Origin of the sequence: Brevundimonas olei, assembly GCF_037055245.1 — a bacterium.
GTDB classification, from domain to species: Bacteria; Pseudomonadota; Alphaproteobacteria; order Caulobacterales; family Caulobacteraceae; genus Brevundimonas; species Brevundimonas olei.
In genome coordinates this window covers 1,435,797-1,458,401 of record NZ_CP146369.1, presented here as the reverse complement: position 1 = coordinate 1,458,401, position 22,605 = coordinate 1,435,797, and the positions used below count along the sequence as shown (strand labels likewise).

General features: G+C 67.2%; 30 protein-coding genes and 1 tRNA gene. 9 read left to right on the top strand and 22 right to left on the bottom strand.

Going from position 1 to position 22,605, the window contains the following annotated elements:
- Positions 1 to 143: 143 nt before the first annotated feature.
- The 3 genes from V8J38_RS06930 to V8J38_RS06920 are packed head-to-tail and all read right to left on the bottom strand — an operon-like array spanning position 144 to position 1,529.
- A complete protein-coding gene (locus V8J38_RS06930; RefSeq protein ID WP_338578438.1) occupies positions 144 to 575 on the bottom strand; it encodes a hypothetical protein in 432 nt (143 codons plus the stop codon).
- Positions 565 to 1,122 (bottom strand): RNA polymerase sigma factor, encoded by a 558-nt coding sequence (locus V8J38_RS06925; protein ID WP_291774179.1) that lies wholly within the window; start codon positions 1,120 to 1,122, stop codon positions 565 to 567. The genes V8J38_RS06930 and V8J38_RS06925 overlap by 11 nt, the downstream gene beginning before the upstream one ends.
- A gap of 23 nt (positions 1,123 to 1,145) precedes the next feature.
- Entirely contained in the window at positions 1,146 to 1,529 is a 384-nt protein-coding gene (locus V8J38_RS06920) for a DUF6249 domain-containing protein (RefSeq protein WP_291774177.1), read from the bottom strand.
- 190 nt (positions 1,530 to 1,719) lie between these two features.
- Here V8J38_RS06920 and V8J38_RS06915 point away from each other — a divergent pair, with 190 nt between their 5' ends.
- Positions 1,720 to 1,956: a DUF2188 domain-containing protein gene (locus V8J38_RS06915; protein ID WP_289647651.1), complete on the top strand. Its 237-nt coding sequence runs from the start codon at positions 1,720 to 1,722 to the stop codon at positions 1,954 to 1,956.
- A gap of 3 nt (positions 1,957 to 1,959) precedes the next feature.
- On the opposite strand, the gene V8J38_RS06910 is transcribed toward V8J38_RS06915, so the two are convergent.
- The 5 genes from V8J38_RS06910 to V8J38_RS06890 form a co-directional block, all read right to left on the bottom strand.
- Entirely contained in the window at positions 1,960 to 2,313 is a 354-nt protein-coding gene (locus V8J38_RS06910) for an ArsC family reductase (protein ID WP_338578437.1), read from the bottom strand.
- 89 nt (positions 2,314 to 2,402) lie between these two features.
- Complete coding sequence (locus V8J38_RS06905; RefSeq protein ID WP_338578436.1) at positions 2,403 to 2,786, bottom strand: hypothetical protein; 384 nt, start codon at positions 2,784 to 2,786, stop codon at positions 2,403 to 2,405.
- Between the two features lie 88 nt (positions 2,787 to 2,874).
- The gene (locus V8J38_RS06900; protein ID WP_291774170.1) at positions 2,875 to 3,216 is read right to left on the bottom strand and encodes an ArsC/Spx/MgsR family protein; all 342 of its coding nucleotides are present in this window, start codon (positions 3,214 to 3,216) and stop codon (positions 2,875 to 2,877) included.
- A gap of 2 nt (positions 3,217 to 3,218) precedes the next feature.
- The gene (locus tag V8J38_RS06895; protein ID WP_338578435.1) at positions 3,219 to 3,749 is read right to left on the bottom strand and encodes a hypothetical protein; all 531 of its coding nucleotides are present in this window, start codon (positions 3,747 to 3,749) and stop codon (positions 3,219 to 3,221) included.
- Positions 3,750 to 3,769: 20 nt separating this feature from the next.
- Entirely contained in the window at positions 3,770 to 4,243 is a 474-nt protein-coding gene (locus V8J38_RS06890) for a hypothetical protein (protein ID WP_338578434.1), read from the bottom strand.
- A gap of 117 nt (positions 4,244 to 4,360) precedes the next feature.
- On the opposite strand from V8J38_RS06890, the gene V8J38_RS06885 reads away from it, so the two are divergent.
- From V8J38_RS06885 to V8J38_RS06865, 5 genes are all read left to right on the top strand, one after another.
- A complete protein-coding gene (locus V8J38_RS06885; protein ID WP_338578433.1) occupies positions 4,361 to 5,620 on the top strand; it encodes a hydrolase in 1,260 nt (419 codons plus the stop codon).
- A 160-nt stretch (positions 5,621 to 5,780) separates the two neighbouring features.
- Entirely contained in the window at positions 5,781 to 6,788 is a 1,008-nt protein-coding gene (locus tag V8J38_RS06880; RefSeq protein ID WP_338578432.1) for an arginine N-succinyltransferase, read from the top strand.
- 193 nt (positions 6,789 to 6,981) lie between these two features.
- Positions 6,982 to 8,400, top strand: coding sequence for a succinylglutamate-semialdehyde dehydrogenase (astD, locus tag V8J38_RS06875; protein ID WP_338578431.1), 1,419 nt, complete (start codon positions 6,982 to 6,984; stop codon positions 8,398 to 8,400).
- Complete coding sequence (astB, locus tag V8J38_RS06870; protein WP_338578430.1) at positions 8,397 to 9,731, top strand: N-succinylarginine dihydrolase; 1,335 nt, start codon at positions 8,397 to 8,399, stop codon at positions 9,729 to 9,731. Before astD ends, astB begins: the two co-directional genes overlap by 4 nt.
- 91 nt (positions 9,732 to 9,822) lie before the next feature.
- Complete coding sequence (locus tag V8J38_RS06865; RefSeq protein ID WP_338578428.1) at positions 9,823 to 11,253, top strand: alkaline phosphatase PhoX; 1,431 nt, start codon at positions 9,823 to 9,825, stop codon at positions 11,251 to 11,253.
- A 349-nt stretch (positions 11,254 to 11,602) separates the two neighbouring features.
- Here V8J38_RS06865 and phhA read toward each other — a convergent pair whose 3' ends face one another.
- The 7 genes from phhA to V8J38_RS06830 all read right to left on the bottom strand — a co-directional run bounded on the left by phhA (position 11,603) and on the right by V8J38_RS06830 (position 16,551).
- Positions 11,603 to 12,478 (bottom strand): phenylalanine 4-monooxygenase, encoded by an 876-nt coding sequence (phhA, locus tag V8J38_RS06860; RefSeq protein WP_291774153.1) that lies wholly within the window; start codon positions 12,476 to 12,478, stop codon positions 11,603 to 11,605.
- 189 nt (positions 12,479 to 12,667) lie between these two features.
- Positions 12,668 to 13,048 (bottom strand): 50S ribosomal protein L7/L12, encoded by a 381-nt coding sequence (gene rplL / locus V8J38_RS06855; RefSeq protein WP_046654319.1) that lies wholly within the window; start codon positions 13,046 to 13,048, stop codon positions 12,668 to 12,670.
- A 55-nt stretch (positions 13,049 to 13,103) separates the two neighbouring features.
- The gene (gene rplJ, locus V8J38_RS06850; protein ID WP_003168522.1) at positions 13,104 to 13,619 is read right to left on the bottom strand and encodes a 50S ribosomal protein L10; all 516 of its coding nucleotides are present in this window, start codon (positions 13,617 to 13,619) and stop codon (positions 13,104 to 13,106) included.
- Positions 13,620 to 13,955: 336 nt separating this feature from the next.
- Entirely contained in the window at positions 13,956 to 14,402 is a 447-nt protein-coding gene (locus V8J38_RS06845) for an NUDIX hydrolase (RefSeq protein ID WP_291774146.1), read from the bottom strand.
- Positions 14,402 to 15,403, bottom strand: coding sequence for an inorganic phosphate transporter (locus V8J38_RS06840; RefSeq protein ID WP_291774143.1), 1,002 nt, complete (start codon positions 15,401 to 15,403; stop codon positions 14,402 to 14,404). Before V8J38_RS06840 ends, V8J38_RS06845 begins: the two co-directional genes overlap by 1 nt.
- A 7-nt stretch (positions 15,404 to 15,410) precedes the next feature.
- Positions 15,411 to 16,067 carry a DUF47 domain-containing protein gene (locus V8J38_RS06835; protein ID WP_312219151.1) on the bottom strand — a complete coding sequence of 219 codons (657 nt, stop codon included), beginning with the start codon at positions 16,065 to 16,067 and terminating at the stop codon, positions 15,411 to 15,413.
- Between the two features lie 94 nt (positions 16,068 to 16,161).
- Complete coding sequence (locus tag V8J38_RS06830) at positions 16,162 to 16,551, bottom strand: helix-turn-helix domain-containing protein (protein WP_338578426.1); 390 nt, start codon at positions 16,549 to 16,551, stop codon at positions 16,162 to 16,164.
- 90 nt (positions 16,552 to 16,641) lie between these two features.
- Here V8J38_RS06830 and V8J38_RS06825 point away from each other — a divergent pair, with 90 nt between their 5' ends.
- Entirely contained in the window at positions 16,642 to 17,253 is a 612-nt protein-coding gene (locus V8J38_RS06825) for an NAD(P)-dependent oxidoreductase (protein ID WP_338578425.1), read from the top strand.
- Positions 17,254 to 17,349: 96 nt separating this feature from the next.
- On the opposite strand, the gene rplA is transcribed toward V8J38_RS06825, so the two are convergent.
- The 6 genes from rplA to V8J38_RS06795 form a co-directional block, all read right to left on the bottom strand.
- Positions 17,350 to 18,039 (bottom strand): 50S ribosomal protein L1, encoded by a 690-nt coding sequence (gene rplA / locus V8J38_RS06820; protein ID WP_312219154.1) that lies wholly within the window; start codon positions 18,037 to 18,039, stop codon positions 17,350 to 17,352.
- Between the two features lie 3 nt (positions 18,040 to 18,042).
- Positions 18,043 to 18,474, bottom strand: coding sequence for a 50S ribosomal protein L11 (rplK, locus tag V8J38_RS06815; RefSeq protein WP_312219155.1), 432 nt, complete (start codon positions 18,472 to 18,474; stop codon positions 18,043 to 18,045).
- Between the two features lie 197 nt (positions 18,475 to 18,671).
- A complete protein-coding gene (gene nusG, locus V8J38_RS06810) occupies positions 18,672 to 19,247 on the bottom strand; it encodes a transcription termination/antitermination protein NusG (protein ID WP_003168512.1) in 576 nt (191 codons plus the stop codon).
- 13 nt (positions 19,248 to 19,260) lie between these two features.
- The gene (gene secE, locus V8J38_RS06805) at positions 19,261 to 19,560 is read right to left on the bottom strand and encodes a preprotein translocase subunit SecE (RefSeq protein WP_291774119.1); all 300 of its coding nucleotides are present in this window, start codon (positions 19,558 to 19,560) and stop codon (positions 19,261 to 19,263) included.
- Between the two features lie 70 nt (positions 19,561 to 19,630).
- Positions 19,631 to 19,706: transfer RNA gene (locus V8J38_RS06800), tRNA-Trp, on the bottom strand.
- 138 nt (positions 19,707 to 19,844) lie between these two features.
- A complete protein-coding gene (locus V8J38_RS06795) occupies positions 19,845 to 20,375 on the bottom strand; it encodes a pyridoxamine 5'-phosphate oxidase family protein (protein WP_338578424.1) in 531 nt (176 codons plus the stop codon).
- Positions 20,376 to 20,490: 115 nt separating this feature from the next.
- Between V8J38_RS06795 and V8J38_RS06790 the strand changes: the two genes are divergently transcribed.
- Positions 20,491 to 20,916: a hypothetical protein gene (locus V8J38_RS06790; protein ID WP_291774116.1), complete on the top strand. Its 426-nt coding sequence runs from the start codon at positions 20,491 to 20,493 to the stop codon at positions 20,914 to 20,916.
- A gap of 59 nt (positions 20,917 to 20,975) precedes the next feature.
- Positions 20,976 to 21,716 carry a helix-turn-helix domain-containing protein gene (locus V8J38_RS06785; RefSeq protein ID WP_291774114.1) on the top strand — a complete coding sequence of 247 codons (741 nt, stop codon included), beginning with the start codon at positions 20,976 to 20,978 and terminating at the stop codon, positions 21,714 to 21,716.
- Positions 21,717 to 21,780: 64 nt separating this feature from the next.
- Here the strand turns inward: V8J38_RS06785 and V8J38_RS06780 are convergent, their stop codons facing one another.
- Positions 21,781 to 22,434 carry an OmpW/AlkL family protein gene (locus V8J38_RS06780; protein ID WP_338578423.1) on the bottom strand — a complete coding sequence of 218 codons (654 nt, stop codon included), beginning with the start codon at positions 22,432 to 22,434 and terminating at the stop codon, positions 21,781 to 21,783.
- Between the last annotated feature and the right edge of the window lie 171 nt (positions 22,435 to 22,605).

The window sequence follows — 22,605 nt, the reverse complement described above, 5'->3', positions numbered from 1 at the left end:
AAACGTCGCCCCAAAAATGCAGCCAAGGCCGATCATAAAAACGCCGCGACCCTAGAGGTTCGGCGTCACGCCCGCAACGCAGGCGTTGGGCGCGAAACGGCTTTTTCCAGCCCTAAGCCGCGACTGGGGCGGGAAAACGGCGCTCAGATCTGTTGCGACAGCTTCACCACGCCCGCCGCCAGCAGGGCCACCAGCACCCCGGCCGTGGCCCAGAACATCTGCATCCCGCCCATGGAGCCCATGGCGCTGAGGGCCGCATCGCCCAATCCGGACCGCTCCAGCAGGGACTGAACCGCCAGCCCGCCCTGGATCCCGGCCTGGGCTCCGGCCGAATCGACGCCGCCGCCCGCGTGGGCCGTGAAGCCGTCCGGCCCCAGCTGGAAGTTGACGCCCAGCAGTTCGCGCACGGCGATCAGCCCCCCGGCCAGCCCCGCCGCCGACAGGGCGATCGACCGCACGCGCGAGGCCTTGTTCAGACGCGCGGCCATGTCCGCTTCAAAGAAGGCCGAATCAGCGAAGTGCGGCGTCTGGGCGAACAGGCGCTCGATCGCCGGATCGAATTCGTCAGCCGACATGGGATGCGCTCCCGATTGCAACCGGCCCCGGCTGGAGCCGGGCCCGAAGTTTATCCAGACCACGCTTGACATGAGATTTCACCGTTCCAAGCGGCAAATTCATGGCCGCGGCGATTTCCGGGTGCGACAGCCCCGCGCCATGACACAGGGAGACGCACAGGCGTTCGGCCTCGCTGAGGCCCCGCAGGGCCTCGTCCAGATCGACGCGGCCGATGCTGTCGACGGCGGGCGCGGCGTCTTCCGTTTCGGTTTCCGCCACATAGCGCGCCTCCTTGGAGATGCGCTTCAGATAAAGACGCGCGGCGATGCGCTTGATCCAGGCGGCGAAGGTGCCCTCGCCCCGGAACTCGGCGCATTTCTCGAACGCCAGAAGAAAGGCGTCCTGGGCCACGTCGTCGGCCAGGGCGGGCTGGGCGCCCATGCGGCGCAACAGGCCCCGCACCGCCGAGCCGTGCCGACGGACCAGCTCGCCGAACTCCCGGCGGCCGCCGCCGGCCGCAAGCCCGGCCAGTTCGACGTCGTGCATATCGCGTAAGGGTTGGGCCATGACGGTCTTCCCTGTTCGGCCGCCTACCCTTTGTTCTTGTTGAAGAAGCTCAGGATGATGAAGGCTAGGCCGATCATGCCGGGGATCGCGGCGATCCCGACGATGGGATAGTAGGCGTCCATCTCGGCGAAGCTGACCGCATAGCCGAAGATGCCGATGCCGACGGCCACCGCCAGCAGGATGACCCCGGTGCGTAGGTCGCGCGCGGCCGTCGCCGGCGGCTTGGCGTTTTCCTTGCTGATGCTCTCGATCACTTCAGGCGGCAGGGGTTGGCCCTTTTCGATGGCCGCCCGCAGGGTGGCCTGCATCTCGCGCCGGTCCCGGCTCTTCAGCCAGGCGGGGATGGCGACGATGGCGACCACCATGAGGAAGGGCGCCAGGGGGATGAGGATTTCAAAGCCGTTCATGGGTTGTCGCCCCTAGTGTGAAACGTGTTCCGGCTCAGCCTGATGCGGCGGCCTTCTGATCACAAGAGGCGGCGATGATGGCCGATGGATGCAGTTCGGCGCATGAACTCTTCGTAATGCGTCACCACAGCGTGACTCGACAGGCTTCTGTCGCCGTTCGACGGTGGCCGCCGATCCCTCGGAGGCGCGCATGAACATCACCTATCGCATCGTCCAGCACGACGGCGGCTGGGCCTACCAGCTGGGCGACAGCTATTCCGAGACCTTCCCCAGCCACGCAGCGGCGCTGGCGGCGGCCTCGGCGGCGGCGCGCGAACAACGCGTGCCGGACCGCACCTCCTGGATCGAGTATGAAGACGCTTCGGGCCAGTGGGTCACAGAACGCGCCGACGGCCACGACCGCCCCACCACCGCCGTCGAGGACTGAGCCTCAGCCCTTCAGAGCCTCGGCGTAGACCTCCGGCTTGAAGCCCAGCAGCGTCCGCCCGTCGCCCAGATCCAGCACGGGCCGCTTGATCATCGACGGCTGGGCCAGCATCAGGTCCACCGCCTTGGCGGGGTCGATGTCGGCCTTGTCGGCGTCGGGCAGCTTGCGAAAGGTCGTGCCCGCGCGGTTCAGCACCTTCTCCCAGCCATGTTCGGCGACCCAGCGCTCCACCTCGGCGCGGTTCGCGCCTGCGGCCTTGTAGTCGTGGAAGTCATAGGCGACGCCGTTCTGATCCAGCCAGGCGCGCGCCTTCTTCATCGTGTCGCAGGCCTTGATGCCATACAGGGTGCGGGTCATGGGCGAACTCCAAGCGTGAACAGCAGGGGTCTGGCACCGAAGCGCGGAGGGGTCAATTTGGAGCGCGTGAACAGGTCGGCTTTCGACCCTTAGCGGACCTCGATGGCCGGAAGATCGAAGGCGTTGGGCGCGGTAAATGGTGCAGTCAAAAGGTCGATGTCGCCGTAGCCGTCGAAATAGCTGTAGGCTTCGATCATCTCCGCGTAGCCGTCTTTGACGTAGAGCATGAACTCTAAGGGGTAGGCGTGCGGCCCCACTTCAGAGCGAACCCTTCCCCCGGGGCTGATGGTGACCACAGCAGGCGGCAACGCCCTGTCCACGCCGAACTCAGTGTAAAAACCGCAACCTGTGAATTCACGACCAGAAACCTCAGCCGTCTTCAACTGCTCGATGAGAGCATGGCCCCCATCCAGGCTCACTTGCTTCGCCAGAACGACAGCGACGGCCATTTCGAGCGCGGATAGCTGTTTCATAGCGTAAGCCTATCCCCCGAGCGGCTGTCGGCCAATGTTCGCTTCCACCCTTAGCGAACATCAACGCCTCCACCGCAACTGCGCGTCCCTATAGAACCCCCAGCACCGTCTCCACCGGCCGCCCGATCGCCGCGCCCTTCGCTGTCTCCACGATAGGGCGCTCGACGATGACCGGGCTCTCGATCATGGCGGCTAGGATCGTCGCATCGTCGGCGTCCGCGGCCAGAAGCTCGGCGGCCTTAGCCTCCTTCTTGCGCAGCAGGCCCTTCAGCCCGCCGCCCGTCGCGCGCGCCAGACGGTTCAGGGTCTCGGCGTCCCAGCCGGTCTTCAGATACTCGACCACCGTCGGCTCGATTCCCCGCTCGCGCAGCAGCTCCAGCGCCTTGCGCGAGGTCGAGCATTTCGGGTTGTGGTAAAGGGTGACGGTCATGGTCAGACGCTCCGTTTCAACTGATCAAACATACGGCCGCCGCGAAACGCCGCCACATAGACCAGGCCCATGGCCAGTTGGACGAGCCACAGGACGATGGAGAAGGGTGATTGCAGTTCGCTCATCACCGATCCCATCGTCAGGAACCCGCCCACCAGACTCAAAAGACTATAGCCTAGCAGGGCCAGCATGATGGCGGGGATCAACCACGTCGCCTTGCGCCACTGCACCACGGCCAGAACCAGATACAGAATGGAAAAGGCGGCCATCATCGCGATCATCGTCGGCGCCAGGACAGTCATAACGCCCTCCATCATCGCCTGATCCGCCGCCGATCCGCCCGGGGCCTGCGTGACCTCGGTCATGGACTGCGCCAGCTTGTCCGACATCATCGGCAGGCTCGCCACACTCTGAACGGCGGACACGGCCAGGGCGACAGCTCCCGCACGAGCGGACCGCTGCGCCTCCGCCATGCCGCGCGGCGGCGCAAAGGGATTGGCCGCACGCAACCACAGCTTGAGCTCATGTTTCATCTATTTCCCCCGGATATCGTTCAGGCCTGGTCGCCGGATGGGGCCGAGGCGAGCCGCCCCATGGCGGCCGCTCCGCGCAGGCCGCCGATGTGCAGCAGCAGGCACAGCACCATGCCCGCCGCCCCCAAGGCGATGCTCCATCCCGGCAGCCCCGGCGCCGCCAGCGGCGCGCCGACCAGCAGGCCGACGGACAGGGCGCTCAACTCATAAAGGGCCCAGGCCAGGCCGAACACCGGCAGGACGCGGTTGGGCTTGCGGTGCTGCATCCAGCCCAGCACGGCGGCGAAGCCGGCGAAGAAGATCATGAAGCCCGTGGTGGCGCCGCGCACATCCTGATGCGCGGCATCGCCCTGAAACCAGACCAGTCCCGCCTGCAGCAGGCCCACGGCCGCCCAGATCCAGAACGCCCAGGCGCTGCCCCGCGCCAGCGCCATCGCCGTCTCGGCCGAATCGACCGGAGCGAAGGGTTGAGGCGGTGCGATCCGACGGTTCATGCGCGACTCCCTGACTGAGGCGGCGAAACTATCCCGCCTGACGCCGAAATCCCAAGGGCGTGAGAGAGAAACCGCCCCGCCTTCACCTTTTTCCTCGCCCCGTCTAGGGTCGCGGCCATGCGGATCGAACCTCAGGATCAGGCCGTGCTGGACCACGTCGCGGCCCGTGGCGACGCTATTGTTCAACGCGCCATCGACTGGTCCGACATCAACTCAGGCAGCCGCCACGCCGAAGGGCTGGCGCAGGTTCTCGACGTTCTGGACGCCACGGCGCGCGCCGCTTTCGGCGCGGCAGCGACGGTCGAGCGCGTACCGACGCAAGGCTCCACCACCGTCGCCGACAGCGGCGCGGTGATCGCCGAATCCTACGCCGACTGCCTGAAGATCACGGCCCGGCCCGAGGCGCCGCTTCAGGTCGTGCTGACCGGCCACTACGACACCGTCTTCCCCGTCGACAGCGCCTTCCAGAGCGTCGTCACGCGCGACGACGGCGCCCTGAACGGCCCCGGCATCGCCGACATGAAGGGCGGGATCAGCGTCATGCTGGCCGCGCTGGAAGCCTTCGAGACCCATCCTGACAAGGCCCGCGTCGGCTGGACCGTGCTGCTGTCTCCCGACGAAGAGATCGGCTCTCCCGCCTCGGCGCCCCTGCTGGCGGAACTGGGCGGGCGCGGCCATGTCGGCCTGACCTATGAACCCGCCCTGTCCGACGGCACGCTGGCGGGCGAGCGCAAGGGCAGCGGCAACTTCCACCTGATCGTCACCGGCAAGGCCGCCCACGCAGGCCGCGCCTTCCACGAGGGCGCCAACGCCGTCGCGGGCGCCGCCATCATCGCCGCCCGCCTGCATGGTCTGAACGGCCAGCGCGAGGGCGTCACCGTCAATGTCGCCAAGATCGCAGGCGGCGGCCCCCTGAACGTCGTGGCCGACAACGCCGTGGTCCGCTTCAACGTCCGCGTGCCGGACGCCCAGAGCGCGACGTGGATCGACGAAACGGTGCGCGCCCTCGCCGCCGAGCCGCCCTTCCCCGGCCTGACGCTGGACCTGCACGGCGGCATGACCCGCGCGCCCAAGCCGATGGACGCCAGCCAGACGGCCCTGTTCCACGCCGTGCGCGACGCAGGCGACCTGCTCGGCCAGACCATCGCCTGGAAGCCCTCGGGCGGCGTCTGCGAGGGCAACAACCTGCACGCCGCGGGCCTGCCCAACGTCGACACCCTGGGCGTGGTCGGCGGCGAGATCCACTCGGATCAGGAATTCGCCTGGCCCGCCAGCTTCGTCGAGCGCGCCCAACTGTCCGCCCTGATCCTGTGCAAGATCGCCTCGGGCGAGATCGACGCCCTCAAACTGAAACAGCTCCGACTGGAGACCATGTGAGCGTAACGCCCTCATCGTCACCCTCGGGCCTGTCCCGAGGGCCCATGGTTCAACGGGCGAGCCGTTCGCGGCTGTTCCGGTCGCCAAACACCAAGCCGACCCTCGCGTCCGGCCCAACGATAGGCTCTCGGGACAAGCCCGAGAGTGACGGAGGAATTTAGTGCTCGTTGTTCGCCCCGCCGGTCCCGCCGACCTTCATCACCTGCTCGAACTGGCCATCCTGTCCGGCCCGGGCTTCACCAGCCTGCCCGAGGACGCCGATGTCCTGAGCGAGCGGCTGGAGCTCAGCAAGGCCAGCTTTGAAGGCAGGATCGCGCCCGAAGAGGCCTGGTACACCCTGATGCTGGAAGACGGCGACACGGGCGACATCGACGGCATCGGCTCGGTCAAGGCGACGGTGGGGCTGAAGCGGCCCTTCTTCAGCTTCCGCGTGGTCAACAACACCGTCCAGTCGCCGTCGTTGAGCGTGAAGCTGAACCATCAGACCCTGGTGCTGGTCAACGAATGCACCGGCTGGACCGAGGTCGGCTCCCTGTTCCTCAAGGCCGACCGGCGCAAGGGCGGCGCCGGGCGCTTGCTCAGCCAGTCGCGTTACATGCTGATCGGCGCCCAGCCGGACCTGTTCGCCGACAATGTGCTGGCCGAACTGCGCGGCGTCTTCACGCCCGACGGCTACTGCCCCTTCTGGGACCATGTGGCGCACAAATTCTTCCCGATGGACTTCGACGACGCCGACCGCATGACCGGCTCGACCGACAAGCAGTTCATTCTCGACCTGGCGCCGCGCCATCCCATCTACATCGACCTGCTGCCCGAACCGGCCCGCGCCGTGATCGGCAAGGTCCACCCGCAGGGCGTGCCCGCCATGGCCCTGCTGGAGAGCGAAGGCTTCCGTCCCAACGGCCTGGTCGACATCTTCGACGCCGGGCCGACCGTGGCCTGCGGCCGCGACAACATCCGCACCGTGCGCGACGCCCGCGTCCTGACCGCCCGCATCGAGAAGGAGGTCGAGGTCGACCTGCCCTCCCTCGTCTCGACCGACAGCGTCGCCGCCTTCCGCGCCGTCCGCGCCCGCGTCCTGATCGACGGCGACCTGGCCCGCATGACCCCCGACGTCGCCGCCGCCCTGAAGATCAAGGACGGGGCGACCGTCCGGGTGAAGTCGTGACGCCCGCGCTCAACAACACCCTTCTCCCCTTGTGGGAGAAGGTGGCCTGCGAAGCAGGTCGGATGAGGGGTGTCGCCGCGACGTCCGCCTCTTATCTTCACCCCAGCGCCGCCCTGTCAGACGTCGCCGCAACCCCTCATCCGGTCGCTGCCGCGACCACCTTCTCCCACAAGGGGAGAAGGGGAGAAAACGCATGACCCACTTCGTCTCCACCAACCCCGCCACCGGCGAAACCGTCTGGGAAGGCGAAGCCGCCTCCGTCGAACAGGTCGGTGCCGCCGTCGAGGCCGCCCGCGCCGCCTTCCCCGACTGGGCCGATCGTCCGCGTCAGGACCGCATCGACGCGGTCAAACGCTATCAGGCCGTGCTGAAAGAGCGCGCCCCCGAAATGGCCGAGGCCATCAGCCGCGAGACCGGCAAGGCCCTGTGGGAGACCAAGACCGAACTCGCCTCGATGGCGGGCAAGGTCGACATCTCCATCCGCGCCTATGACGAGCGCACCGGCGAACGGTCGAACGACACCGCCTTCGGCCGCGCCGTCCTGCGTCATCGCCCGCACGGCGTCTCGGCGGTGCTCGGCCCGTTCAACTTCCCCGGCCACCTGCCCAACGGCCACATCGTCCCGGCCCTGCTGGCGGGCGACACCGTGGTGTTCAAGCCGTCCGAGGAGACGCCCCTGACCGGCCAGTTGATGGCCGAATGCCTCGAAGCCGCCGACCTGCCCCAGGGCGTGTTCAACCTCGTGCAGGGCGGGCGCGAGACGGGCGCGGCCCTGCTGGACCAGCCGATCGACGCCCTGATGTTCACCGGCTCGGGCGCGGCCGGCGCGCACTTCCGTCGCAAGTTCGCCGACGATCCCCACGTCGTCCTGGCGCTGGAGCTGGGCGGCAACAACCCGCTGGTCGTCTGGGACGCCGCCGACGCCGAGGCTGTCGCGGGCATCGTGGTCCAGTCCGCCTTCGTCACCACCGGCCAGCGTTGCTCCTGCGCCCGCCGCCTGATCGTGCCGGAAGGCGCCCAAGGCGACGCCATCGTCGAGGCCGTGGCCGCCCTGTCCGACCGCCTGAACTTCGCCCCGTGGGACAGCGACCCCGAGCCCTACGCCGGGCCGTTGATCTCGGAGAAGGCCGCCAGCGCCGCTCTCGCCGCCCTGCAACAGCGCATCGACGCAGGCGCGCGCGTGATCCGCGCCTCTGGTCCGGTCGACAACCTGCCCGGCGCCTTCGTCAAGCCCGCCATCATCGACGTCACCGGCGTCGCGGTCGAGGACGAAGAGATGTTCGCCCCCTTCCTGCAGGTGCTGCGCGTCCCGACCTTCGACGCCGCCATCGCCGCCGCCAACGCCACCCGATACGGTCTGTCCGCCGGTCTGGTTTCAGACGACGCGAAGAACTGGGATCGCTTCATCAACCGCATCCGCGCGGGCGTGGTGAACTTCAACCGCCCGACCACGGGCGCGGCGGGCGACATGCCCTTCGGCGGCCTGGGCGCCAGCGGCAACCACCGCCCCAGCGCCTACTACGCCGCCGACTACTGCGCCTATCCGGTCGCCAGCTTCGAGGCCGGTTCGGTCAAGAACATCGAGAGCGAGATCAAGGGCTTGCGCACATGACCTCTGCTGTCGAGGCCAACGCCGACGGCCTGATCGGGCCGACGCACTCCTACGCCGGCCTGTCGCCGGGCAATCTCGCGTCCAGCCTGAACAAGGGCGAGGCGTCGAACCCGCGCGCGGCCGTGCTGCAGGGCCTCGACAAGATGAAGACCCTGGCCGACCTGGGCCTGCCCCAGTTCGTCCTGCCCCCGCATGAGCGGCCGAACACCCCCTTCCTGCGCGACCTCGGCTTCTCGGGCTCCGACGCCCAGGTGCTGGAACGCGCATGGAAGGACGCGCCCTCCTTCGCCGCCGCCGCCTGTTCGGCCTCGCCCATGTGGGCCGCCAACGCCGCCACGGTGACGCCCAGCGCCGACGCACGTGACGGCCGCGTCCACTTCACCCCCGCCAATCTGATCACCAACCTGCACCGCAGCCTGGAGCACGATCAGACCCGGCGCGCGCTGGACGCCCTCTTCCCCGACGCCAGCCGCTTCGCCGTCCACGACGCCCTGCCCCCGGTCGCCCACCTGGCGGACGAAGGGGCGGCCAACCACGTCCGCCTGTGCCGCGATCACGGTGAGACGGGCGTCAATCTGATGGTCTGGGGCCGCGAGGCCTTCGAGCCTTGGGACGGCCCCTACCCCGCCCGCCAGACGCGCGAGGCGTCCGAGGCGATCATGCGCCGCCACGCTGCGTCCGGCGCCGTTCTGGCGCGTCAAGGCAAGGCCGCCATCGCGGGCGGCACCTTCCACAACGACGTGGTCTGCGTCGGCGCCCTGGACACCCTCTTCTTCCATGAGCTGGCGTTCGAGGGCACGGAAGCGACCAAGGCCGCCATCCGCGCCGCCGCCGACGGCTTCGAGCCGCAGTTCGTCGAGGTCTCGGCCGCCGACCTGCCGCTGGCCGACGCCATCAGCTCCTATCTGTTCAACTCCATGCTGATCCGGGTTCCGGGGCAGGACCGCCTGACCCTGATCTGCCCGACCGAAACGCGCGACAACCCGCGCAGCCATGCGGTCGCGCAAGGGCTCGCCGCCTCCAACGGCCCGATCGGCCATGTCGAATACGTCGACGTTCGTCAGTCGATGCGCAACGGCGGCGGCCCCGCCTGTCTCCGTCTCAGGGTCGTCCTGACCGAGGCCGAACTGGCGGCGACCAACCCGGCCATGCGCCTGACCGACGCCCTGCACGCCCGTCTGTCGGACTGGGGCCGCCGCTGGTATCGCGACAGCCTGACGGCGCGCGATCTGGCCGATCCCGCCCTGCTGGACGAGACGCGCGGCGCGCTTGACGAGCTGACGCAGATCCTGAACCTCGGCGGCGGCTTTTATCCGTTCCAGCGGGTCTGATCCCCAGGCAGGACCATCGGCCGCAGCCCGCGTCACGCTGCGATCAAGCCGTCGTCATCGGACCGTAATGCGCCGCTCGTAAGCACGGGGCATGATCGCTTCACGCCGCGCCTTCATGGCCTCCGCCGCCGCCCTCGCCCTGTCGGGCTACGCCAAACGCGCCCAAGCCATGGCCGCCGAACCGGGCGGCTTCGTCGACGGCCCTTCGCGCAACGAGGTGTTCGGCTACGGCCCGATGAAGGCCGATCCCTACGGCCTGCTGGACCTGCCCGACGGCTTCTCCTACCGCGTGGTGTCCCAGGCGGGCGAGACCATGGCCGACGGCCTGCTGACCCCCGACAAGTTCGACGGCATGGGCTGTTTCGGACTGGACGAGGACCGGGTGATCCTGGTCCGCAACCACGAAGTCAATCCGCTAGAGTTCAACGCCAGCGCCTGGGGCGCCAACCACCGTCTGGTCGGCGATCTGGACCGCGCCCAAGTCTACGGCGTCTATCCTGACAAGGACGGCGCCGTGGCCCCGCTAGGCGGCGGCACGACCACCGTCGTCTACAACCTCAAAACCGGCCACACCGAGCGCCAGCACCTCAGCCTGGGCGGCACGGCGGTCAACTGCGCCGGGGGCGTCACCCCCTGGGGCTCGTGGCTGAGCTGCGAGGAGATCGTCGCCGGGACGAAGGACGGCCTGCCCCAAGACCACGGTTGGGTGTTCGAGGTGCCGTCGCGCGCCACCGGCCTGGTCGATCCGACCCCGATCCGCGCCATGGGCCGGTTCAAGCACGAGGCCGCCTGCATCGATCCGCGCACCGGCGTCGTCTACATGACCGAGGACACGGCCGAGAGCCTCTTCTACCGCTACCTGCCGACCGACCCGCGCCGTCTGCACGCCGGCGGCCGCCTTCAGGCCCTGGCCCTGGTCGATCAGGCGCGCGGCGACACCCGCAACTGGAACGATGTCCTGTGGCGTCAGGGCCAGCGCCTGGCCGTGCGCTGGGTCGATCTGGATCACGTCGAAAGCCCCGACGGCGACCTGTCCCTGCGCGGCCACGCCTCGGGCGCGGCCCTGTTCGCGCGCGGCGAAGGCGTCCACTGGGCTGGCGACCACCTCTATTTCACCTGCACCTCGGGCGGCGTCGGCCGCCACGGTCAGATCATGCGCTACGTCCCCAGTCCACGCGAGGGCCAGTCGGACGAGGCCGGCCAGCCCGGCATGCTGGAGCTGTTCGTCGAGGCGGGCGACCGCGCCGTGCTGGACTATGTCGACAACATCGCCATCGCCCCGAACGGCCACGTCATCGGCTGCGAGGACAAGCAGGTCGGAACTCAACACGTGAAGGGCGTCACCCCCGACGGCCGCGTCTACGCCATCGCCCGCAACGCCATGCGCCACGACGCCGACGAGTCGAACACCGAGTTCGCCGGCGTCTGCTGGGCGCCGGACGGCCGGACCATGTTCGTGAACCTGTACTCGCCCGGCATGACCCTGGCCGTCACCGGCCCGTGGGAGCGGTTCAGGGCCTGAGCACACCGTCACCCTCGGGCTTGTCCCGAGGGCCCATCGGGGCCTCACCCGCTACGGTTAGCGGTTAGGCGCGGCGATTAGACTCCGTGCTCGGGCGCGTGAGCTGAACCTGGGCCCTCGAGACAAGCCCGAGGGTGACGGAAAGAAGGGAGCGTCAGCGCATCCTCACCGTTCAAACGCAGGAAATTCCCGGCGTCGGCGCTCGCAGACCTTCGCTTTCCTACCGCCGCCTGCACTCATGTCATCATCCCTCCCCCGCGAGAACGCAGGGGAGAGATTCAGACGATTCAGACGAATTGGACTCTGTTTTTCTCCCTCCCCCTTCATGGGGAGAGAGAAGATGCGCCGTCTATGCCGCGAAGCGCCCGCCCTTGGCGGCGTAGGCCTGGGTGCCGTGCGTGAACACCTTGTCCGTCGGCAGGACGACTTCGATCGGCAAGGCCTCGGCCCCCTTCAGCCGCTCATAGACGGGGCCGAAGTCCTGCAACGTCACCGTCTTCAGCGCCTCGATGCTGTCGATGACGAAATAGACCTGCTGGAAGTCGTCGATGCGGTACAGCGTCTTCATCACCCGCTCCAGGTCGAAGCCCAGGCGGTTCGGCGAGGGATCTTCCAGGCTGAAGACGCTCTCGGTCGCCGACGACACGATGCCCGCGCCATAGATGCGAACGCCGCCCGCTTCCTGCATCAGGCCGAACTCGACCGTGTACCAGTAAAGCCGCGCCAGATTCGGCAGCATTCCCAGCGACGCCGCCCGCTGCCCGCCCTTGCCGTAGGCCTCCATATAGGCGGCGAAGGCGGGATCGGTCAGCATCGGCACGTGGCCGAACACGTCGTGGAAGATGTCCGGCTCCTGCAGATAGTCCAACTGATCCGGCTTGCGGATGAACTGGCCCGAGACGAAGCGGCGGTTGGCCAGGTGGTCGAAGAAGACCTCGTCCGGCACCAGCCCCGGCACGCAGACCACGGTCCAGCCGGTCAGGGCCTGAAGCTTGGGGTTGATGATCTCGAAATCGGGAATGCCGCCCGCGTTCAGGTCCAGAGCGTCCAGGCCGCGCATGAAGGCCTCGCAGGCGCGGCCCGGCAGGATCTTCATCTGCCGCTCGTACAGGGTGTTCCAGGTCTGGTGTTCGACCTCGGTATAGCCGGACCAGTTCTGCGGGATGGTCCAGTCGGCGGCGGCGCCTTCCGGCGGCTGCTCGAAAACGTGCTCGAAGTCGGACATGGGAACGCTCCTCACGGCTCTGATGGCCTTTCGGGGCAGATTAGCGCGCCAACTCGCCCGCGTCACGCACGCCTGTTGCCGCGCTTGCGCGACACGGCTCAACGCAAAAGAAAACGGGCCGGAGGTTTCCCTCCGACCCGCTTCGCTTTGAAAGCTGTCTCTGGAGATCCAGAGGCCAGTTTCGAAATCTTACTTGATTTCGACCTTGGCGCCGGCTTCTTCCAGCTTCTTCTTCAGCTCTTCAGCGGCTTGCTTCGAGACGTTCTCGACGACCGGCTGCGGAGCGCCTTCGACCAGGTCCTTGGCTTCCTTCAGACCCAGGTCGGTGCGGACGCCGCGGACTTCCTTGATGACGTTGATCTTCTTGTCGCCGCCGTCAACCAGGACAACGGTGAACTCGGTTTGCTCTTCGCCGGCCGGAGCGGCTTCAGCAGCACCGGCGACAGCGGCGACGGCGACCGGAGCGGCGGCCGAAACGCCCCACTTCTCTTCCAGCAGCTTCGACAGTTCAGCGGCTTCCAGGACGGTCAGAGCCGACAGTTCTTCAACGATTTTGGCGAGATCAGCCATGTTAGTCTTCCTTCGGTAGGATGAGGTTCAGAGAGATATGCAGAGATGACGGGGCTTAGGCGGCGTCTTTGGTCGCGTACGCGTTGAAGACGCGAGCCAGCTGGCCGGCCGGCGCTTGCAGAACGCCGGCGACCTTGGTCGCCGGAGCTTGCAGCAGGCCGATGAGCTTGCCGCGCAGTTGGTCCAGCGACGGCAGCTTGGACAGGGCCTCGACGCCCTTGGCGTCCAGAACCTTGTCGCCCATGAAACCGCCCTGGATGACGAACTTGTCGTTGCCCTTGGCGAATTCGGCCGTGACCTTGGCGGCGGTGACGGGATCGGCGGCGTATGCGATGCCCACGGGGCCCTTAAACAGGCTGTGGTACTCGCTGCCTTCCTCGACGCCCAGCGCCTTGAGCGCCAGACGATTCTTCACCACCTTGAACGCGGCGCCTTCTTTACGAAGACGACCACGCAGGTCTTCCATCTCCACAACGGTCAGACCCAGGTTGTGGGTCACGACCACGGCGCCCGCGTCGGCGAACACGCTCTTCAGCGATTCGATCGACTCGGCTTTTTGTGCGCGGTCCATTGTGGTCTCCAGTTTTGGTATTCGCCGCCGGGCTTATTCCCGACGACGGATTTGGCTTAAGCGCCATGCATCGCTGCACAGCGTTCAGGCCGGTCTTATTGTCCGAAGGAAGCGTGGCCCGCCCGCCGGATTCCGGCAGGCAAAAGGTCTTTGCATCCCCATCTCCCCACGGCGTCAGAAGGCCTTCTGACGATTATGACGCGGGCGCCCCCCGCATCCCGAAGTTCTCGGACAGGCATCGTCAGAACCAAGGCCCTGACGAGATGCGGGCTCTATACACGGCCCCGCAGGAAAATCAACGCCCGTGCGGCGCCTTCGGGCGACGGCGCAAACGCCCTACTCCGCCCCGCGGCTCGGCCTGAAGTCACGGATCAGTTCGGCCAGCTCGACCTCGTCCACGGCGACGGCCGCGTCTTCAGTGGACATCCAGCGGCGCTCGCGCTGGGCGTCCTCGGGCCAGGCGCCCAGCTGGATGAAGACCTCCAGCGGATAGACGCTGGCGATGGTGGCCTGAACCCGCCCCGACTTCAGCCGCTTGCCGTATCGGAACCAGCCGATCGGCGCGCCCAAGACGTCGCCTTGCACCCCAGCCTCTTCGTAGGCCTCGATCACGGCGGCCTCGGCGTCCGTCTTGCCCGCCATGCGATTGCCCTTGGGGATGACCCAGCGCCGCGTCTCGCGCGAGGTGATCATCATGATCTCCACGCCGTCGGCGCCGTGCCGCCAGGGCAGGGCTGCGACCTGGCGGGTCTCCGATGACAGGGTGCGAGGCTTGTTCGACATCAGGTCAGGAACAGCCCGCCCAGGGCGTAGAACAGGGCGCCGATGGCGGCGGCGGCCGGCATGGTGATGAACCAGGCGGTGACGATGCTGCGCGCCACGCTCCAGCGCACGGCCGAGACGCGCTTGGCCGCGCCGACGCCGATGATGGCGCCGGTGATGGTGTGGGTAGTCGACACCGGAATGCCCAGGCTGGTCGCAGCGAACAGGGTGATGGCCCCGCCGGTTTCAGCGCAGAACCCCTGCTGGGGAGAAAGGCGCGTAATCCGGGACCCCATGGTGTGCACGATCTTCCAGCCGCCGAAGAGCGTGCCCAGGGCGATGGCCGCCTGACAGGTGATGACCACCCAGAAGGGCACGTGGAACTCGCCGCCCAGCATGCCGCGCGAATAGAGCAGGATGGCGATGATCCCCATCGTCTTCTGGGCGTCGTTGCCCCCATGCCCAAGGGAATAGGCCGAGGCCGACACGAACTGCAAACCGCGGAAGACCCGGTCGGCGAAGTTGGGATTGGCCTTGGCGAACAGCCAGGACACGATCAGCACCAGCAACAGGGCCAGCAGGAAGCCGATCGCGGGCGACATGAAGATGGCGCCGACCGTCTTCAGCACGCCGCTGAGCACGATGGCCCCGCCGCCCGCCTTGGCCACGCCCGCGCCCAGCAAGCCGCCGACCAGGGCGTGGGAACTGGATGAGGGAATGCCCGCAATCCAGGTGATGACGTTCCAACTGATGGCGCCCATCAGCGCTCCGAAGATCACCTGATCCGAAATGATGTCCGGCGAGATGATGCCCCGACCGATGGTGTCGGCGACATGCAGGCCGAAGAACAGGAAGGCGATAAAGTTGAAGAAGGCCGCCCAGCCCACCGCATAGATCGGCGGCAGGACGCGCGTGGCGACGATGGTGGCGATCGAGTTGGCGGCGTCGTGCAGACCGTTCAGGAAGTCGAACAGCAGGGCGACGCCGATCAGGAAGGCCAGGATCAGGAGGGCGTGGTCCATGACCGTCCTACAGGTGCTCGACCAGAACGCCGTTGATACGGTTGGCGACGTCCTCGAACCGGTCGATCACCTTCTCCAGGTGGTCCAGCAACTGGCTGCCGATGATGAAGCCCAGGGTGTTGCCGCCCGTCATGTCGTGACGGTGCGCCTCGTACAGGGCCTTCATGCCCGCGTCATAGAGGTCGTCGCTGCGGGCTTCCAGATTGGTGATCTGCTCCGTCAGGATCGCCAGCCGCTCATGGTTCTTGCGCATGGCCGGCAGCAGGGTGAAGGCCTCCTGCGTCAGCGCCCCGCATTCGACGGCGATGTCCGCCAGTTCCTGCATCTTGGGCGAGAAGTCGCGCATCTCGTACAGGGTGACCACCTTGGCGGCCTTCTGCATCTGATCGATGGTGTCATCCAGCGAGTTCGTCAGACCCCGAATATCCGCGCGGTCGAACGGAGTGATGAAGCTGCGGCGCACGGCGAACAGCACCTCGCGCGCGATCTCATCGGCCTCTTCTTCATGGGCGACCACCTTGGCGCACCATTCGCCCGTCGCCGGCCCCCCGTTCATCATCTGACGCAGCGCGCTCGCGCCATGAACCAGAGATTGGGCATGGGCGTCGAACAGGCGGAAGAAGTTGTCTTCCTTAGGCAGCAGCGCCTGAAACCAGCTGAGCATGAGCATCTCCCGCAAGGCCGCCCTCCGGCGCCTGCCGCTCCAAGACCGGATTCCGCCCCGGCTCGTCAAGTCATCCGCACACGGATTTAGTGGATTAGCCCCCTCCCGACCGCGCATCATAGGCTGATTGCGCGACCGCCACCTCGCTCATCCGGGTCTCGGCCCAGTCGATCATCGGCCTCAGGGCCTGAACCAGTCCCTGGCCCAAGGGCGTGATCGTATAGGTCACCGATACCGGCACGCTCGGCTCGACCCGGCGCGTGACCAGGCCGTCGCGTTCGATCTGGCGCAGGGTCTGGCTCAGCATCTTCTGCGACACGCCCTCTATTCGACGCTTCAGCGCGTTGAAGCGCATCGGGCCGTCCGACAGGGTCGTCAGCAGCAGCACCGTCCACTTGTCGGCGATCCGGTCCAGCAACAGGCGGGTCGGGCAGTCGGCGGCGTAGACGTTTCCGCGCTCGCCCCCGCTGGAGGCGGTCACCATCGGGGAACCTGGTGAGAGAAAAGTGCCTTCTTGCATGATCGCTTCCTTTAACACACCTGGTTCCCATTGGTAACCACAAGGAGCATACCCATGAAAGTGACTGTCCTGGGCGCCAGCGGCCGTGTCGGATCGGAAATCGTCAAGGAACTGGCCCGACGCGGGCATCAGGTGACGGGCGTGGCCCGTCGGCCTGACCGGGTCCCTGCGGGGGCTGGCGTGACGGCGGTAGCCGGGAATGTGAACCAGCCCGCAACCCTCGCCCCGACCTTGGTCGGCGCCGACGCCGTGGTCAGCGCCGTCATGTTCGTGGACAGCGATCCGGCCCTGCTGATCCAGGCGATCAAGGATGCGGGCGTTCCGCGCTACCTAGTGGTCGGCGGCGCCGGCAGTCTGGAGATCGCGCCGGGCCAGCGCCTGGTCGACACGCCGGACTTCCCCGAAGCCTACAAGGCCGAAGCCCTGGCGGGCGGCCGCTTCCTGAACGCCTTGCGCGCGGAGCCCGAGTTGAACTGGACCTTCCTGTCCCCTTCGGCCCTGTTCGACGGGTCGGAGCGCACCGGCGTCTTCCGGCTGGGCGGCGACGCCCTGCTGACGGACGCTCAGGGCAACAGCCGCATCTCCTTCCCCGACTACGCCATCGCCATGGCCGACGAGATCGAGACGCCCCGTCATCCGCGCGCCCGCTTCACCGTCGGCTACTGAACAGTCAGGCCTCGAAGCACGACAGGCCGCGACCAAAGAAAACGGCCCCGGAGATGTCTCTCCGGGGCCGTCGTCGTTCTTAGCCGTGAAGCCGGATCAGGCGCCCAGCGAAGCCGGGTCGATCTTGAAGCCCGGGCCCATCGTCGAAGACAGGGCGATGCGCTTCACATAGGTGCCCTTGGCGCCCGACGGCTTGGCGCGGACGAGGGCGTCCACGATGGCCTTGACGTTGGCTTCCAGGGCGTCCTGCGTGAAGGAGGCCTTGCCGATGCCGGCGTGGACGATGCCCGCCTTCTCGACGCGGAACTCGACGGCGCCGCCCTTGGCGTCCTTGACGGCCTGGGCGACGTTCGGGGTCACGGTGCCGACCTTCGGGTTCGGCATCAGGCCGCGCGGGCCCAGCACCTTACCCAGTCGACCGACCAGGGCCATCATGTCCGGCGACGCGATCACGCGATCGAAGTCCATGAAGCCGCCGGCGATCTTCTCGTACAGGTCTTCAGCGCCGACGTGCTCGGCGCCGGCCGCCTTGGCTTCATCAGCCTTGGCGTCCTTGGCGAAGACGGCGACGCGGACGTCACGGCCGGTGCCCGAGGGCAGGTTCACCACGCCGCGGACCTGTTGGTCGGCGTGACGCGGGTCGACGCCCAGGTTGACGGCGATTTCGATCGACTCGTCGAACTTGGCCTTGGCGTTGTCCTTCACCAGCTTGATGGCTTCGTTGAAGGCCAGCAGGTCTTCGGTGACGCCCGTGCGGGCCTTGTGGGCTTTGGTCAGCTTAGCCATGTCTTAGCCCTCCACCACTTGAATGCCGATGGCGCGGGCCGAGCCCTCGATGATGCGCGACGCGGCGTCCAGGTCGTTCGCGTTCAGGTCCTTCATCTTCTTCTCGGCGATTTCGCGCAGTTGCGTCTGCGTGACCTTGCCGGCGAACTCGCGGCCGACGAGCTTGGAGCCCGACTTGATGCCAGCGGCCTGCTTCAGATACCAGGTCGCCGGCGGCGTCTTGGTGATGAAGGTGAACGACTTGTCCTGATAGACGGTGATGACGGTCGGAAGCGGGGTGCCCTTGGCTTCCTTCTCGGTCCGCGCGTTGAACTCCTTGCAGAAGCCCATGATGTTCACGCCGCGCTGACCCAGAGCCGGGCCGATCGGGGGCGAAGGCGTGGCCGAACCGGCCGGCACTTGCAGCTTGATATAGCCGAGAATCTTCTTGGCCATTGGTCTCTCCTATGAATGACCCGATGACGATGCGTCGGGCCGGTGAGCCGTGGTCCGGCATGGCTGCCTTCCACGGATTTGCCGCCGGGCGACTCCAAGGCCGTCCAGCGAAGGCGCGCGTTTAGCAGGCAGGCCCTGAAAACGCAAACGGGACCGCCCGGAGACGGTCCCGATCTCTGCGTGGCGTCAGCGGCCGATCAGGCGCTGACCTTCTCCACCTGATTGTATTCCAGGTCGACCGGGGTCGGGCGGCCGAAAATGGAGACGGCCACGCGCAGGCGGGCGTTCTCTTCGTCGACGCTCTCGACCTGACCGTCGAAGCTGGCGAACGGGCCGTCGGTGACCTTGACGTTCTCGCCGATGTCGAAGCGGATGGTGGGCTTCGGACGCTCGACGCCCTCTTCCACCTGGCCGATGATGTTCTGGACTTCACGCTCCGAGACCGGCAGCGGCTTGGTGCCGCCCGCGGCGCCCAGGAAGCCCGTGACCTTCGGCGTGTTCTTGACTAGGTGATAGGCCTCGTCGGTCATCTCCATCTTCACCAGCACATAGCCGGGGAAGAATTTGCGCTCGGCGTTGACCTTCTTGCCGCGGCGGATCTCGACGACGTCCTCGGTCGGAACCAGGATTTCGGAGAAGGCGTCTTCCAGACCCTGTTGCTTGGCCTGGTCGCGCAGTTGTTCGGCGACCTTCTTCTCGAAGTTCGAATAGGCGTGGACGATGTACCACTTGTGGCGGGGGTTGGCCGCCGGCTTGGGCGCTGCATCGGTCATGTGCGCGTCTCCTTTATTGGCCAAGGCTGAGGATGATGCGGGACGCGAAGCCGAGACCCGTGTCGACGATCCAGAAGAAGGCGGCCGCGATCAGCACCATGATGAAGACCATCACCGAAGTGATCCAGGTCTCCTTGCGGCTGGGCCACACGATCTTCCGCGCCTCGGCGCGAACCTCGTTGATGAACTGCGGGATGGACGTCTTCTTCTTCGGCGCGGGCGCGTCGACGGCCACGGTCGCTGCGCCTTGCGCGGCTGCTGCGGTCTTGGTCCCCGTGGAGCGGCGGCCGCCCGGGGTCTTCGCCTTGGCCATTTGACGTCTCTTCAACCTCTGGATCCTGCTGCCCCACATGGGAAGTCCCAGGCGATCGCAACAGGGGGAATGGCAGGAGTGGAGGGACTCGAACCCCCGGCCCTCGGTTTTGGAGACCGATGCTCTACCAGCTGAGCTACACTCCTAGTGTCCCGGACAAAGATCAGCGCGCCGTGGATATTCACCCAGCGGCGCGACCCTCGCCAGAGGGGGGCGTATGCCCGAGGGCCACGGTCATTTCAAGGGCCATCTGCGCCGCAGGCGCGCGAAGTCGCGGATTTTCCTCAGAACAGACGGGCCACGGCGCTGGGCTCATAGCTCAGCCCTTTCACCAGGGCGTCGGAATCGCCGACCGAGAAGGTCTGAGCCCGACTGCGGCCGTCGATCACGGCCACCGCCTCGATCTCCTCGGGAATCACCTTGACCACCGCGACGGCGTCGCCGGCCGGCGCCCAGGGGCTGATGTCCGGCGAGCGGGCGATGATCAGGTCGTTCAGCCGCTTCACCTCGTCGCCGTCCGTCACCTCCTCGGCGCGGCCGTCGATGGAGACGCCGACCGCCTCACCCTCCTGGCCCACGCCGCGCACGGCGACGCCGACACGCGGGTCGGCGGTCAGGTTCTTCAGTTTCTCACTGTCGCGGGCGGTGACGAAGTAGAGGTTCAGCCCGTCGTTCAGATAGCCCAGAGTCGCCGCCTGCGGCCGCCCGTCGGCCCGGTTGACCGCCAGGGTCATCAGCTTCTGGCTGTCCAGCAGCTTGAGAATGGCGGCCACCGCGCCGCCATGGATCGGGGTGATGCGCGAGGTCGAGCTCATGGCGTTTCTCCAGAGGATACGAGAGCGGACGGGTCCGACAGACTGGCTTGGCAACTTCGACGCAGCCTTGACGCAGATCAAGGCGACTGGACGCCGCTTCGGTTCCAATACTCTCATGACAGAGTCCCGCTTCGCGTCCGATACGCCTCGTCTGGAGGTGGCCCCCCTCAGCGAAGCGGAGGCGCCGGCCGCCTTCGCCCTGGCGCGTCTGTGGCGGCCCAATCTGGAGCCGGCCCAGTGGGACGCCTTCCTGTCGGCCTGGCGCGCCGCCCCGGAAAGCCGGGGCATCCTCAGCGCGCGCAATCGGCGCGGCGGGGTGCTGGGCTTCGTCAGTTGGTGGCGCCAGCCTGACCTGGAGTACGGCGAAACCCTGTGGGCCGGTCCCTTCGTGGTGCGCGAAATGGGTGTGCGCCCCCTGGTGCGTCAGAGCTTGGCGGTCGAGCTGACCGCCCTCGCCCGCCAGCTGGGCGCGCGGCTGCGCTATGCCGAGGAAGCCGCTACGCCGGACTGCGCCGCGGAACTGGCGGCTAGGACAGGCTGACCTATTCGGATTCAGCCTCTTATCGCCTAGACTGCCGCGTCATCCGGGAGACGACGTTCGTGAACACCGCTGCGGCTCAGGCCGAACTCGAAAAGGTGCGTCTGGAAGACGTCCATCCTTGCGCCAGCTGCGGCGCCCGTCCGTTGGGCGTCTGCGCGGACCTCAAGGGGCACGAGCTTCAGAGCATGGCCTGCGCCAGCGAGAGCGTCTCGGCCCAGCCGGGACAGACCCTGTTCCATGAAGGCGATCCGAACCCTTACGTCTTCAACGTGGTGGACGGGGCGGTGAAGCTGTACCGCCTGCTGCCCGACGGACGGCGCCAGATCACCGGCTTCCTGTTCCAGGGCGACTTTCTGGGTCTGGGCGGGCGCGGAGCCTCCAGCTTCACGGCCGAGGCGCTGACGCCGCTGAACGCCTGCCGCTTCCGGCGCGGCGACTTCGATCAACTGCTGAACGCCCTGCCCGCGCTGGAGCATCGACTGGTGGCCCTGGCCGGGGATGAGCTGATGGCGGCGCAGGAGCAGATCGTCCTTCTGGGCCGTAAGACGGCGCGCGAGCGGCTGGCCAGCTTCCTGACCCGCCTGTCGGAGCGCCAGGTGCAGTTGGGCGGCCCGGAGGGGCAGGTCCATCTGCCGATGACGCGGCTGGACATCGCCGACTACCTGGGCCTGACGATCGAGACGGTCAGCCGGGTCTTCACCCAGTTCAAAACCTCGGGCCTGATCCGGCTGCTGCCGGGCAATGACGTCGCCCTGCCCGACCCGGCCGCGCTGAAGGCCCTGGGCGAAGGCGCCGCCTGACCTATTCTCGTTGAAGGGATAAGGGGACGCGGCCTGACGTTCCGCGCCCCTCCCCGCATCGGCTCTAGAACTTGCGGCCGACGCCGACCGACACGACCCAGGGGTCCAGGCTGACGCTGCTCTTCAGCGCGCCGCCATTGATCCTGGCGTCCGTGTCGAACCACACCTTCTTGGCGTCCACATTCAGCGTCCACGGGCCGGAAATGTTCCAGTCGGCGCCGGCCTGCAGCGCGACGCCGAAGCCGTTGTCCAGATCGACCTCGAAGCCGTTCTTATCCTTGCCGCTGAAGAAGGCCATGTAGCTGACGCCCGCCCCGACATAGGGGCTGACCGTCGCGTTCGGCGTCGGCCGGTATTGCAGCGTCACCACCGGGGGCAGAACCCATGTCTCATGCACGGCCACATCGGTCGCGCCGCCCTTGGCGCGGACCTCGTGCTGGGTGGCGCCCAGGATGGCCTCGACGGCCCAGTGGTCGGCGACGAAATAGGTGAAGCCCAGCGTCGGCATCCAGTCGTCGCCCACATCGACCTTCAGACCGCTGTCGGCCCCGGCGGCGGTGACGATGGCGTCATCGGCCTGAGGCAGGACGCCGGTCATGCGGGCGGTGACGATCAGCGAGCCCTTGCCCACCGGCTCAGGCGCGGCGTTCTGGGCCGAGGCGGCGCCCGCGACGGCCAGCAGGCTGACGGAAGCGATCAATGCGGCTGTGGTTTTCATCGGTGCAATCCCCGACATTCGCCGGGTCGGGAGAGGGCCCGGCTTCGATGTCATCATGACCTTGCGCCTGCTCGCCTCACTCCGCCTTGATCTAGCGCAAGCTACGGAAACTTCGTCGATTTCATCCAAGAAAAATCCCCTCCGGCCAGCGCCGAAGGGGATCTTTCGTCT